The organism is Stenotrophomonas sp. TEPEL (assembly GCF_004348785.1).
Classification (GTDB): Bacteria; Pseudomonadota; Gammaproteobacteria; order Xanthomonadales; family Xanthomonadaceae; genus Stenotrophomonas; species Stenotrophomonas indicatrix.
In genome coordinates, this window is record NZ_QQXJ01000001.1 from 3,429,730 (window position 1) to 3,441,411 (window position 11,682).

An 11,682-nucleotide genomic window follows, 5' to 3' on the forward strand; every position below is an offset into this window, starting at 1 on the left:
GCCTACAGGGACGTATTTACGGCGTCCCCCGCAACCGGACCCACCCCGCCTACCCTCAGAAAACCCGCTTTGGCTTTCGCTTTGGCTGTTGCTGTTGCTGTCGAGGTTGCCGGCCAGCGGCCGGCACTACCGCTTCGGTGGGTGCAGGGCGCAGCCCTGCCCCTCCCCTTACTTGGCAGCAGCAATCTGCTTTTCGATGTCCGCCGCGGTGACCGGGCCCAGGAAGCTGTGGGCCAGCTTGCCCTGTGGATCGATCAGGTGGGTCAGCGGCAGGCCACGTGGGGTGGCGAAGTCGGCCGGCGGGTCGAACGGATCGACGACCACGATCGGATAGGTCACCGGATGCTTGGTCAGGAACGCCTGCATCTCCGGAACCTCGATGTCCTCGTAAGCCAGTCCCACCACTTCGATGTTGCTGCGCATGGCATGCAACGCCGACAGCTCGGGCATTTCCTTGCGGCAGGGCGCGCACCAGGTCGCCCAGAAATTCACCACCACCCACTTGCCACGATGCGCGGCCAGATCGTAATCGCTGCCATCTACCGCCTTCATCTTCAGCGTCGGGAACTCGGCAGTAACGCGCTCGGCGGGCGTATCCTCCACCGGCGCCGGCGCGGCCGGGGTCGGTGCCTGTGCCGGCGGCTGGCTGCTGGCCGGGGTCGGCTCCTGCGCGGGTTTGCAGGCGGCCAGGGCCAGCAGCGCAGCCAGCAGCAATGGGGTCTTGCAGGTCATGGGGCGTCTCCAGAATCAGGGTAGATGTCGCTGACGCGACGCTTGAGGCGTTCGCGCAGCGGCAGGCGCAGTTCATCCAGTGCGGCCAAGGCGGCGCGGCCGAGGCTGTCATCGCGGTAAGGCAGGTGTTGTTCGGCCACCGGAATGCGCAGCTGCGTGCATTCGTACAGATCGCCCAGGCTGACCTGGTCCAGGTCGCGGGCCAGCAGCCACTCGCCGCGCTCATCGCGGCGCAGCAGGCCGATGCCCTCCAGGTGGCAGGCCAGGTCCTGCAGCAGCGAGTCGGTCAGCATCGGTTCCAGCCGCAGGATCTCGTCGTCGGCCAGGCCCCTGCCCTTGGCGCGTGCATGCTGGAAGCGGCCGAGCAGGCGCAGCAGGCCATAGAACTCGTAGCCCTGCGGCAGGCGCAGTTCCACCGGTTGGTAGCGGAAGGCCGCCATCGACGACGCCAGCGACGCACCCAGCAGCACGGCCACCCAGCACAGGTAGATCCACAGCAGCAGGATCGGTACGAAGGCCACCGTGCCATACAGCTTCTGGTAGGACTGGAAGCTGCCCAGGTAGGCGCCGATGCCCCACTTCACCAGCTCCAGGATCACCGCAGCGAGAATCGCGCCCGGAACCGCATGGCGCCACTTCACGGAGTGGTGTGGCACCACCCGGAACATCAGGGTGATGCAGACGAATTCGATCAGGATCGGCGCCAGCCGCAGGGCGAGATCGGCCAGCCAGCGCCCTTCCTGCGTGCCGAACAACGGCATCGCGAACACCCGCGCCGACACCGCCAGCGACGCAGCGGCGAGCATCGCGCCCAGGGTCAGCACCGTCCAGTAGACCAGGAAGCGGGTCAACCGCGGCCGACTGCTGCCGACGCGCCAGATCTGGTTGAAGGTCTCTTCAACACTGTTGAGGGTGATCAGCAGCGAGATGACCAGGGCGATGAAACCGGCGGCAGTGAGCTGGCCGGCGCTGGCCGAGAACTGGCGCAGGTAGCCTTCGGCAGCGCGCGCGGCATTGGGCACGAAGTTGGAGAAGACGTAGTCGCTGAGCTGGTCGCTCCAGCGATCGAACACCGGGAAGGCCGAGAGCACGCCAAACACCACGATCGCCAACGGCACCAGCGCGAACACCGTGGTGTAGGCCAGCGCGGCGGCGGCCTGGAACAGGCGGTCGTCGAGGAAGCGGCGCCACAGGAAGCGGCCGAAGCTGGCGGCGCGTGCGCGATCCCGCGCGCGCTCCATCCACAAATTGAGCGTATCCAAAGGTTCCATCGGCGCAAGGGTACCCGATGCGGAATCGGTGCAGGATAGCCATACTGGCGTCCACACGATGAGGAGAGCTGGGCGCGATGGGCGAAATCCTGGTGCTGTACTACAGCCGCGGCGGTTCGGTGGCACGGCTGGCGCGCCAGATCGCGCGGGGCATCGGCGAGGTTCCGGGCATGGCGGCGCGGCTGCGCACGGTGCCACCGGTGGCCGCCGTCACCCAGACCGCGCAGCCGCCGGTACCCGACGATGGCGCGCCCTATGTGAGCGTGCAGGACCTGGCGGAGTGCCAGGGACTGCTGCTGGGCAGCCCTACCCGTTTCGGCAACATGGCCGCGCCGGTCAAGCATTTCCTTGATGGCCTCGGCGCCGAATGGGTGAACGGCACGCTGGCCGGCAAGCCGGCCGGGGTGTTCACGTCCACTGCGTCGATGCACGGCGGCCAGGAGTCGACCCTGCTGTCGATGCAGGTACCGCTGCTGCACCACGGCTGCCTGATCGTCGGCATTCCGTTCACCGAGCCGGCACTGAGCCACACCACCAGTGGCGGCACGCCGTATGGCGCCAGCCACGTGGCCGGCGCCGCCGACGACCCGCAACCCACCGACGATGAGGCGGTACTGGCGCGGGCGCTGGGCCGGCGCGTGGCCGACATCGCGCAGCGGCTGGCGCGATGAGCACCGCGCCGCGCACCGTGCTGCTGCTGGCCCTGATGGGGCTGGCGGCGCTGTTTGCCGGCTGGTTCATCAACGACAGGCACTGGCTGGCCACCCAGCTGGTGTTCACTGCGCCGCCGCTGGCGCTGGCCATCGCCCTGCGGCTGGGCTGGCGCAAGGCCGGGTTCTGGGCGGCGGTGCTGGCCCTGGGCTGGTTCAGCCACGGCGTGATGAGCGCCTGGAGCCATCCCGAGACCCGCTGGCTGGCACTGATCGAAATCGTGCTGGCGCTGCTGGTGATCTTTTCGGCCAGCCTGCCCGGCCTGCGCGCCCGTTTCGGGCGGCGGCGCTGACGCTGCGCCCGGTGCGCCGTATCATCTGCGTTCCCGGCCCCGCGCCGCTGTACCTGCCTTGGTTTCGCGCATGCACATGATGGAAGAGCTCCTGGTCGTCACCACCGGTGGCACGATCGACAAGATCTATTTCGACGACAAGTCGGACTACCAGATCGGCGACCCGCAGATCGGCATGATCCTGCGCGAACTGGGGGTCACGTTCCGTTTCAACGTAATTCCGATCCTGCGCAAGGATTCGCTGCACATCAACGACGACGATCGTGAGCTGATCCGCGCAACGATCGCCGCCCAGCCCACCCGCCACGTGCTGGTGACCCACGGCACCGATTCGATGGTGCAGACCGGCAAGGTGCTGGCGACGATCCCGGACAAGACCATTGTGATGACCGGTGCGCTGAGCCCGGCGCGTTTCCGTGGTTCGGATGCGGAGTTCAACATCGGCTGTGCGATCGGTGCGGTGCAGTCGCTGCCGGCGGGGGTGTTCATCGCGATGAACGGCCGGATCTTCGACCCGCAGCATGTGCGCAAGAACGTGGCGGCGAACCGGTTCGAGTCGGTTTGAGGGATTGAAGGCGCGCCGTCGCGCGTCGGCGTTTCGGTTGCTAAGGTCAAGGGCAGAGCAAGAGCAAGGGCAAGGGCAAGGGCAAGGGCAAATGCACTGCTGCACTGCTTTCTCCGCTTCGCCGTCCCCCAAAAAAAACACCCCGGCCGAGGCCGGGGCGTGCCCATGGAGAGGGGCTTGGGCTCAGTACTGGGCGTTGACGGTCACGCCCGAGAAGGTGCTGTAGGCCTTCACCCGCACGTACCAGGTACCGGCGGTGGGGCTGTTGACGGTGCAGGTCTCGTTGTTGCCGCTCAGGTACGGGCGGCAGGTGTAGACGGTGTCGGTCGGGGCACTGCCTTGGCGCAGGTACAGGTCGGCATCACCACTGCCGCCGCTGATCGCCACGCGCAGCTGCGTGCTGCCAGCCGGGACGTTGACGGTATAGCTGAGCGATGCGCCGCTGGCCGCACCGAGGCCGGTAACCGGCACGTTGTTCTGCAGCACGGTGCCACCCGGGTTGGGCGTGGTGCCGTTGATCGCGGCAGTCACCGCGGCATCGGCGTCGATGATGCCGGCGCCGCAACCACCCGAGCACGCACCCGGCAGCGGACGCGCGGTGCTCTTGATGATGCTTTCCACCTGCGCCGGGCTGAGCGGGCTCGGTGCCACCGACTGCATCAGTGCAACCACGCCCGCCACGTGCGGTGCCGCCATTGAGGTGCCGTTGTAGGACGCATAGCTGGCGCTGCCCGGGGTGGTGGTGCCGCTGTTGAGGGTGGACAGGATGCTCTGGCCCGGTGCGGAGATGTCGATGCCGGTGCCGTAGTTGGAGAAGCTGGCACGCGCACCCGCCGAGGTGGTGGCCGCCACCGCGATCACGTTCGGGCAGTTGGCCGGTACCGCGCTGGAGACGTTGGTGTTGCTGTTGCCGGCAGCGACCACCACGGTGGTGCCGCGGCCGACCGCGCCGTTGATCGCGTTCTGGTAAGTGGTCGAGCAGCTGCCGCCGCCGCCCAGCGACATGTTGATGACCTCGGCCGGGTTGGCGTTGGCCGGCACACCGCTGACCGTGCCACCGGAGGCCCAGACGATCGCGTCGGCGATGTCGGAGGTGTAGCCGCCGCACTTGCCGAGCACGCGCACCGGCACGACCTTGGCGTTGAACGCGGTACCGGCCACGCCGGTGCTGTTGTTGGTCACCGCAGCGACCGTGCCGGCCACGTGGGTGCCATGCCAGCTGGAGTTCGAGCCCGGATAACCGGCCTGGCACTCGTTGTCGCCGTACCAGTCACCCTCATCGTTGGGATTGCTGTCACGGCCACCACCATCGCGCGCCATCGCCGCGTCGCTGATGAAGTCATAGCCGGGCAGGATGTTGGCGTTGAGATCGGCATGGTTGGTGATGCCGGTATCGATCACCGCCACGACCACACCGGTGCCGGTGGCCTTGTCCCAGGCCGGGCGCACGTTGATCGAGGCGTTGGACGTACCGAAGCCCCATTGCTCGCTGAAACGGGTGTCGTTGGGGGTCAGCGTCGCGCGCATGATCTGGTCGACTTCGACGTATTCCACGTTCGGGTCGGCGGCGAGCTTGCGCATCAGCAGCTCGGATTCGGCCTGGTCCAGCGCACGGTCGGTCCTGACCACGGTGGAGCCGACCGCAAGCCTGCGGACCTGCTGCAGGCCCAGCGCGCGGCCCTGGCTGCTGGCGATGCCGGCAGCGGCCGTCTTCAGCGAAGAAGCCAGCGCGGTGGTGTTGGCCACCGGCGCACTGCCGTCGCGGTACTTCACGATGAAGCGCTGGTGGGTCGGCGCGGACTGCAGGCCGCTGAGCTGGACATCACCGGCCAGCGCAGGCGTGGCCAGCAGCAGCGATGACAGGACGGACGCACCAAGGACCACCCACACACGACGCACACGCGGTTGCGTTACCTGGGACATCGGATTTCCCTTCTAATGGTAGGAATGCCGGAATCGGCAGAAGCACCGGCCTGAACCGTGGGCTGGCTTGCGATGGCGAGGTTCGGGTCCGGCGAGCCAGCGGATTCCCCTGACCATCCGCTGTGTTGATGACGCTAGTGGCTCAAACCGGACACCACAAGATTTTCAGCGTCTTTTCAGCAAGATGAAATGTTGGATCTGAGACTTTCCGGGTCGAGGGTTTGTGAAGGTGAAGGAACTTTCGCGTCAGCTGCACGTACCTGACTGCGGAATGTCCTGTCCCGCCATGTCTTTGCCGACATCGGCGAACAGCCGCCGGGCATGGCCCGGCGCTACCGTGGTACGCGTGCATTCGCCGGGCATCGCCACGCGCTGGCGGGAGCCGTTGATCCTGGTAGCGCCGGGCCATGCCCGGCGGACGTACGCCTGAAACGCAGAAAGCCCGTCGCAGGGACGGGCTTTCCGAAAAGTCACCGGGCATGGCCCGGCGCTACGCGTTCGCGCAGGCGATCAGCCCAGCTTGACCAGCCAGCCGTGGCGGTCCGGCAGGCGACCGTACTGGATGTCGGTCAGTTCCTTGCGCAGCGACATGGTCACTTCGCCGGCCGGCGCATTGATGTCGCCCACCGAGAAGCCTTCGCCCTTGAGCTGGCCGATGGGGGTGACCACCGCAGCGGTACCGCAGGCGAACACTTCGGTGATCTCGCCGGAGGTCACGCCCTGCTTCCACTCATCGATGGTGACCTTGCGCTCTTCGACCTTCATGCCGCGGTCGCGGGCCAGCTGCAGGATGCTCTCGCGGGTGATGCCCTCGAGGATGCTGCCGGACAGTTCCGGCGTGACCAGCGTGCCGTCCTTGTAGACCAGGAACACGTTCATGCCGCCCAGTTCTTCCAGGTACTTGCCTTCGACCGGGTCCAGGAACAGCACCTGCGAGCAGCCCTGCGCCTGCGCCTTCTGCTGCGGCAACAGCGACGCGGCGTAGTTGCCACCGCACTTGGCCGCACCGGTGCCGCCCTTGGCTGCACGCGCGTACTCGGTGGACAGCCAGATCGACACCGGGGCGACGCCCTTGGCGAAGTACGGGCCAGCCGGGCTGGCGATGACGTAGTAACCGGCCTTGTGCGCGCCGCGCACGCCAAGGAACGCTTCATCGCCGATCATGAACGGACGGAAATACAGGCTCGACTCATCGGCCGACGGCACCCAGGCGCTGTCGACGGCGATCAGCTGCTTCAGCGATTCGACGAAGATCTCCACCGGCAGTTCCGGCAGCGCCAGGCGCTGCGCCGAACGCTGCAGGCGACGGCCGTTGGCATCGGGGCGGAAGGTCCAGATCGAACCATCGGCATGGCGGTAGGCCTTGATGCCTTCGAAGATCTCCTGGCCGTAGTGCAGCACGGCCGCGGCCGGGTCCAGCTGCAGCGGACCGTAGGCGCGCACGTTGGCGTTGTGCCAGCCGGCATCCTTGTCCCAGCGCACTTCCACCATGTGGTCGGTGAAGTGCAGGCCGAAGCCCGGCTTCTCCAGGATCTGGGCGCGCTCTTCAGCGCTGCGCGGGTGGTCCGAACGGGTGACGGCGAAGCTGGGAATGGACTGGGACACCGGAGATTTCCTGTTCTGGTTGCGGGTAATGCCGGGCCCGCGTCACTGCGGGCCGTGGGTCAAAGCATGCCGGTTTCGAGCCGTGCGGCCTCGGACATCATGTGCTGGTTCCACGGCGGGTCGAAGACCAGCTCGACGTCGGCCTCGGCCACCGTCGGGATCATTTCAAGCTTGCTGCGCACGTCGTCGACCAGGATGTCACCCATGCCGCAGGCGGGTGCGGTCAGGGTCATCTTCACGTCGATCTCGCGCTGCCCTTGCTCCAGGTGCTTGATCTCCACCTCGTAGACCAGTCCCAGTTCGACGATGTTGACCGGAATTTCCGGGTCGAAACAGGTGCGCAGCTGCTGCCAGACCAGTTGTTCGACCTGCTCGTCGCTGGCATCGTCGGGCAGCTCCAGCGGTGCCGGCGCCTCCTTGCCGATGGCATCGCCATCCTTGCCGGCGATACGGAACAGATTGCCCTCGACGAACACCGAGTAGCTGCCGCCCAGCGCCTGGGTGATGTACCCATAGCTGCCGGCGGGCAGGGTCACGGTGTCGCCCTGCGGGACCATGACGGCCTCGCAATCGCGTTCGAAGTGGACAGGTTCGCTGCTACGGGAATACATGAGGACCGATATGGGGCTGCGGCGTAAGCCACGCAAGCGGCCATTCTAGCGTAGGCGCCCCGCCCTCGCCGGTGCACTGCGGCAAACCACAGTATCCTGTGGGCGACCTTCAGGAGCTTCGATGTCCTCCAATGCCGCACGTGCCAGGACCGTTACCTGGCTCTGGCCCTTCATGTTGTTGCTGGCGCTGGCCACCGCCCCCCTTGCCTGGATGCTGATCGCCCTGTTCACCGGCCGTCCGGTCGGCTGGATGGCGGTACTGACCGCCTTGGAACTGGTGTTCATGCTGCGTCTAGGCACGCTCGGTCCCGGCAAGCTGCGCATCGCCCTGGTCGTGCTGGGCACGCTGCTGGTAGCCGCGATCTCGAACTGGGCGATCGCCAGTGCCTGGATGGGCGGCTCGATGGGCCTGAACCCCTGGGACGCCTCACTGCGGATGGGCCCGCACCTGGCCTGGACGCTGATCACCCTGGCCAATGGCGTGGTCGAATGGCTGTGGCTGGCGGTGGGTGTCGCCGTAGGCGCCTGGCTGGCGCGCTGAGCGCGCCGGTGATGCCCTGGTAGATCCACGCCATGCGTGGATGGGGTGGTTGGATCCGGGGTCAGAGCCCTTTCCTGCGGAAAGGGATCCGACCCCAACCCTCAATGCCCGCCGTCGAGCGCCTTCAGCTCGCTGACCAGCGACGCCGCTGCCTCGGCACCATCGCCGTACAGCATGCGGGTGTTGTCGGCATAGAACAGCGCATTTTCGATACCGGCAAAGCCGGTGCCCTTGCCGCGCTTGATCACCACCACGTTGCGCGCATTCACCACGTCCAGTACCGGCATGCCGTAGATCGGACTGGCCGGATCGGTGCGCGCCACCGGGTTGACCACATCGTTGGCGCCGATCACCAGCACCACGTCGGTGGTGGCGAACTCGGGATTGATATCGTCCATGTCCGCGATCAGGTCGTACGGCACCCCCGCTTCGGCCAGCAGCACGTTCATGTGCCCGGGCATGCGCCCGGCCACCGGGTGGATGGCGAACTTGACCTTCACCCCGCGCGTGATCAGCCGCTGCGCCAGCTCCCAGATCTTGTGCTGTGCCTGGGCCACGGCCATGCCATAGCCGGGCACGATCACCACACGTTCGGCAAAGCCCATCATCGCCGCCACATCGGCGGCTTCAATGGGCTTCTGCGAACCGGAGATCGCCTGCGCCTCGCCGCTTGCGCCGCCACCGAAGTTGGAGAACAGCACGTTGCGGATCGGCCGGTTCATCGCCTTGGCCATCAACCGGGTCAGCAGGATGCCCGCTGCGCCGACCATCATGCCGGCGATGATCAGCGCCTCGTTGCCCAGCACGTAGCCTTCGAACGACACCGCCAGGCCGGTGAACGCGTTGTACAGCGAGATCACCACCGGCATGTCGGCGCCACCGATCGGCAACGTCATCAACACGCCCAGCGCCAGTGCCAGCACGAAGAAGGCGACGATGGCCCAGGTGCTGAGCGTGCTGGCGGCGATGATGCCCAGCACCACCACGGCCAGCGCCACCAGCAGGTTCATCACCTGCTGGCCCGGCCAGGTCACGCGCTTGTCGAGGCGGCCATCAAGTTTGGCCCAGGCGATCACCGAGCCGGACAGCGACACCGCACCGATCGCCGCGCCCACCACCGCCAGCACCAGCACCGTGCCGGACGGCTGCCGCGCGGCCAGATCGGCCAGCGCCTGCGCACTCCAGTGGGTGGTATCGCGGTTGGCCAGGAACGCATAGCGCAGCAGTTCCACCGCACCGATGGCCGCCGCTGAACCACCGCCCATGCCGTTGTACAGCGCGACCATCTGCGGCATGTCGGTGACGGCGACCTTGCCCGCCGACCACCAGGCCAGGCCGGCCCCCAGCAGCAGTGCCACCAGGATCAGCGGCACGTTGTGCAGTTCGGGCAGGAAGAAGGTCGCCACCGTGGCCAGCAGCATGCCCAGACCCGCCCAGCGGATACCGCTGCTTGCGGTCATCGGCGAGGCCATGCGCTGCAGGCCGAGCAGGAACAGGGTGGCGGCGACCAGATAGCTGGCCTTGACCAGCCAATCAAGCAGTTCGACGGTGCTGATGTTCAAGCCTGCGGCTCCTTCGGTTCATCGTTGCCGGCCTTGCGCACGCTCGGCTTGAACATTTCCAGCATGCGCGCGGTGACCACATAGCCACCGGCTGCGTTGCCGGCGCCGAGCACCACGGCAAGGAACCCGAGGACCTTCTCCAACGGCGTCTGTGCGTGCCCCAGCACCACCATCGCGCCGATCAGCACGATGCCATGGATGAAGTTGGAGCCCGACATCAACGGGGTATGCAGGATCACCGGGACCCGGGAAATGATCACGTGGCCGGCAATGGCGGCCAGCATGAAGATGTACAGCGCCACGAACCCGTCACTCACCGGCAACGCTCCTGCTCTGTCTTCGTCGCCCCATCATAACCATGGGCTGAACCCTGCGCGCGTCCCGGTCAACCACGGCCGCGCTCACGCGTTGTCGATGGTGACCCCTGCCGAGGAACCGTACCCTGTGCTGGTGAGCAGCCCTGTCCCCTCAACCACCGATGCCGACGCCGTTCCGGCCTCGCTGGAAGCGTTCCTGGCCAGCGTCGGGCCGCGCGCCTTCCGCTTCGCCGAGGCCGGCCTGCGCCAGCGTGATGACGCGCTGGATGCGGTACAGGACGCGCTGCTGCGCATGCTGGACTACGCCGACAAGCCGGCCGCCGAGTGGGCGCCGTTGTTCTGGAGCATCCTGCGCCGGCGGGTGATCGACCTGCAGCGCCGCCGCCGCTTCCGCCTGCCGTTCTGGCGCGACAACCAGGATGCCGATGGCGGCCAGATCGACTGGGCCGACCCCGCACCGGACCCTTCGCAGGCGCACGAGCAGCGCCAGCAGTACCAGCAGCTGGTGCAGGCACTGCGCGACCTGCCCGCCCGCCAGCGCGAGGCATTCACCCTGCGCGTGCTGCAGGACCTGGACGGGGCCACCACCGCCCGCGCCATGGGCTGCAGCGAAGGCGCGGTAAAGACCCATCTGGCGCGCGCCCGACAGGCGCTGCAGAATCAACTGGAGATGCACCCGTGAACCGCCCCCTGCCTTCCGATGACGCCCTGCGCAGCCTGCACGCGCAGTCGCTGCAGGCGCTGTCGCCGGCCACCCTGGCACGCCTGCGCAGTGCCCGTCACAACGCCGGTGCGGCGCACGCCGGTCGCTGGCGCTGGTGGCTGGCCAGCGCCTGTTCGCTGGTGATCGCGCTGGGCATCGGCGTCCAGTTCGTCGGTCCGGGCGATCATCGGGGCCCGATCAGCACGCCGATCGTCGCTGCGGAAGAAGACAATGGCGTGCTGTACGACGAGAATCCCGATCTGTACCTGTGGCTGGGCGACAACGACCTGGCGATGGAGTGAACCATGCTGCGATACCCCTCCCTGCCCCTGCTGATCGCCCTGACCCTGCTGCCCGCTGCATCGGCACTGGCGCAGGCCACCGCGCCAGCGCCTGCCGCGCGGCCGGCACCTGCTGCCGCGTCGCTGCCGAACTGGGAACAGCTGAGCCCGGCCCAGCGCGAAGCGTTGTTGGCCCCGCTGCGTGACCGCTGGAACGGCGCCGATCCCGCGCAGCGCCAGCGCATGCTGTCGCACGGCCAGCGCTGGCAGTCGATGAGCCCGGAAGAACGCGGCAAGGCCCGCCGCGGCCTGCGCCGCTTCGAACACATGAGCCCGGAGCAGCGCGAGCAGGCCCGGGCGTTGTTCGGCCAGATGCGTGACCTCAGCCCGGCCCAGCGCGATGCCATGCGCGAGCGCTGGTCGCAGATGACCGCAGACGAACGCCGGGAATGGGTGCGGGACAACCCGCCGCCGGCGAAGCCGCGGTAACCCCTATCGAAGGGGTAGCGCCGGGCCACGCCCGGCGGATTCACCGGATGCCGCTGCGCTCGCCGGGCATGGCCCGGCG

The 11,682-nt window shown here is 67.5% G+C and carries 14 protein-coding genes; 7 read left to right on the top strand and 7 right to left on the bottom strand.

All coding sequences use genetic code 11. The features are described from left to right. Window positions 1-168: 168 nt before the first annotated feature. Together TEP_RS15770 and TEP_RS15775 are read right to left on the bottom strand one after the other, a co-directional pair. On the bottom strand, window positions 169-732 hold the full coding sequence (locus tag TEP_RS15770; RefSeq protein WP_033830417.1) for a TlpA disulfide reductase family protein: 564 nt from the start codon (window positions 730-732) through the stop codon (window positions 169-171). Then, the gene (locus tag TEP_RS15775) at window positions 729-2,003 is read right to left on the bottom strand and encodes a YihY family inner membrane protein (RefSeq protein WP_132825883.1); all 1,275 of its coding nucleotides are present in this window, start codon (window positions 2,001-2,003) and stop codon (window positions 729-731) included. Before TEP_RS15775 ends, TEP_RS15770 begins: the two co-directional genes overlap by 4 nt. 77 nt (window positions 2,004-2,080) lie before the next feature. Here TEP_RS15775 and wrbA point away from each other — a divergent pair, with 77 nt between their 5' ends. From wrbA to TEP_RS15790, 3 genes are all read left to right on the top strand, one after another. Then, window positions 2,081-2,674 carry an NAD(P)H:quinone oxidoreductase gene (gene wrbA, locus TEP_RS15780; protein WP_025879137.1) on the top strand — a complete coding sequence of 198 codons (594 nt, stop codon included), beginning with the start codon at window positions 2,081-2,083 and terminating at the stop codon, window positions 2,672-2,674. Next, window positions 2,671-3,006: a DUF2069 domain-containing protein gene (locus tag TEP_RS15785; RefSeq protein WP_025879136.1), complete on the top strand. Its 336-nt coding sequence runs from the start codon at window positions 2,671-2,673 to the stop codon at window positions 3,004-3,006. Before wrbA ends, TEP_RS15785 begins: the two co-directional genes overlap by 4 nt. A gap of 79 nt (window positions 3,007-3,085) precedes the next feature. Further along, complete coding sequence (locus TEP_RS15790) at window positions 3,086-3,571, top strand: asparaginase domain-containing protein (RefSeq protein WP_033830416.1); 486 nt, start codon at window positions 3,086-3,088, stop codon at window positions 3,569-3,571. Window positions 3,572-3,754: 183 nt separating this feature from the next. Here the strand turns inward: TEP_RS15790 and TEP_RS15795 are convergent, their stop codons facing one another. From TEP_RS15795 to sufT, 3 genes are all read right to left on the bottom strand, one after another. Next, window positions 3,755-5,494 (bottom strand): S8 family peptidase, encoded by a 1,740-nt coding sequence (locus TEP_RS15795; protein ID WP_033830414.1) that lies wholly within the window; start codon window positions 5,492-5,494, stop codon window positions 3,755-3,757. A gap of 510 nt (window positions 5,495-6,004) precedes the next feature. Next, a complete protein-coding gene (locus TEP_RS15800) occupies window positions 6,005-7,099 on the bottom strand; it encodes a branched-chain amino acid aminotransferase (protein ID WP_132825884.1) in 1,095 nt (364 codons plus the stop codon). Window positions 7,100-7,158: 59 nt separating this feature from the next. Then, on the bottom strand, window positions 7,159-7,710 hold the full coding sequence (gene sufT / locus TEP_RS15805) for a putative Fe-S cluster assembly protein SufT (protein WP_132825885.1): 552 nt from the start codon (window positions 7,708-7,710) through the stop codon (window positions 7,159-7,161). 121 nt (window positions 7,711-7,831) lie between these two features. On the opposite strand from sufT, the gene TEP_RS15810 reads away from it, so the two are divergent. Continuing rightward, entirely contained in the window at window positions 7,832-8,251 is a 420-nt protein-coding gene (locus tag TEP_RS15810) for a hypothetical protein (RefSeq protein ID WP_025877973.1), read from the top strand. Between the two features lie 101 nt (window positions 8,252-8,352). Here TEP_RS15810 and TEP_RS15815 read toward each other — a convergent pair whose 3' ends face one another. Further along, entirely contained in the window at window positions 8,353-9,813 is a 1,461-nt protein-coding gene (locus tag TEP_RS15815) for an NAD(P)(+) transhydrogenase (Re/Si-specific) subunit beta (RefSeq protein ID WP_132825886.1), read from the bottom strand. Further along, window positions 9,810-10,130: an NAD(P) transhydrogenase subunit alpha gene (locus tag TEP_RS15820; RefSeq protein WP_025877970.1), complete on the bottom strand. Its 321-nt coding sequence runs from the start codon at window positions 10,128-10,130 to the stop codon at window positions 9,810-9,812. Before TEP_RS15820 ends, TEP_RS15815 begins: the two co-directional genes overlap by 4 nt. 97 nt (window positions 10,131-10,227) lie before the next feature. Between TEP_RS15820 and TEP_RS15825 the strand changes: the two genes are divergently transcribed. Genes TEP_RS15825 through TEP_RS15835 form a run of 3 tightly spaced genes read left to right on the top strand, consistent with a single transcriptional unit; the run spans window position 10,228 to window position 11,603 of the window. After that, entirely contained in the window at window positions 10,228-10,812 is a 585-nt protein-coding gene (locus tag TEP_RS15825) for an RNA polymerase sigma factor (RefSeq protein ID WP_132825887.1), read from the top strand. Next, window positions 10,809-11,135, top strand: a complete 327-nt coding sequence (locus tag TEP_RS15830; protein ID WP_132825888.1) for a hypothetical protein — start codon at window positions 10,809-10,811, stop codon at window positions 11,133-11,135. The genes TEP_RS15825 and TEP_RS15830 overlap by 4 nt, the downstream gene beginning before the upstream one ends. A 3-nt stretch (window positions 11,136-11,138) precedes the next feature. Continuing rightward, window positions 11,139-11,603 (top strand): DUF3106 domain-containing protein, encoded by a 465-nt coding sequence (locus tag TEP_RS15835; protein WP_132825889.1) that lies wholly within the window; start codon window positions 11,139-11,141, stop codon window positions 11,601-11,603. The last annotated feature ends 79 nt before the right edge of the window (window positions 11,604-11,682 follow it).

Bases quoted from the DNA above. Each gene is read 5' to 3' on its own strand.
- sufT (WP_132825885.1), bottom strand. From the start codon at position 7,710: ATGTATTCCCGTAGCAGCGAACCTGTCCACTTCGAACGCGATTGCGAG.
- TEP_RS15790 (WP_033830416.1), top strand. From the start codon at position 3,086: ATGGAAGAGCTCCTGGTCGTCACCACCGGTGGCACGATCGACAAGATC.
- TEP_RS15775 (WP_132825883.1), bottom strand. From the start codon at position 2,003: ATGGAACCTTTGGATACGCTCAATTTGTGGATGGAGCGCGCGCGGGAT.
- TEP_RS15795 (WP_033830414.1), bottom strand. From the start codon at position 5,494: ATGTCCCAGGTAACGCAACCGCGTGTGCGTCGTGTGTGGGTGGTCCTT.
- wrbA (WP_025879137.1), top strand. From the start codon at position 2,081: ATGGGCGAAATCCTGGTGCTGTACTACAGCCGCGGCGGTTCGGTGGCA.
- TEP_RS15825 (WP_132825887.1), top strand. From the start codon at position 10,228: ATGGTGACCCCTGCCGAGGAACCGTACCCTGTGCTGGTGAGCAGCCCT.
- TEP_RS15835 (WP_132825889.1), top strand. From the start codon at position 11,139: ATGCTGCGATACCCCTCCCTGCCCCTGCTGATCGCCCTGACCCTGCTG.
- TEP_RS15810 (WP_025877973.1), top strand. From the start codon at position 7,832: ATGTCCTCCAATGCCGCACGTGCCAGGACCGTTACCTGGCTCTGGCCC.
- TEP_RS15785 (WP_025879136.1), top strand. From the start codon at position 2,671: ATGAGCACCGCGCCGCGCACCGTGCTGCTGCTGGCCCTGATGGGGCTG.
- TEP_RS15770 (WP_033830417.1), bottom strand. From the start codon at position 732: ATGACCTGCAAGACCCCATTGCTGCTGGCTGCGCTGCTGGCCCTGGCC.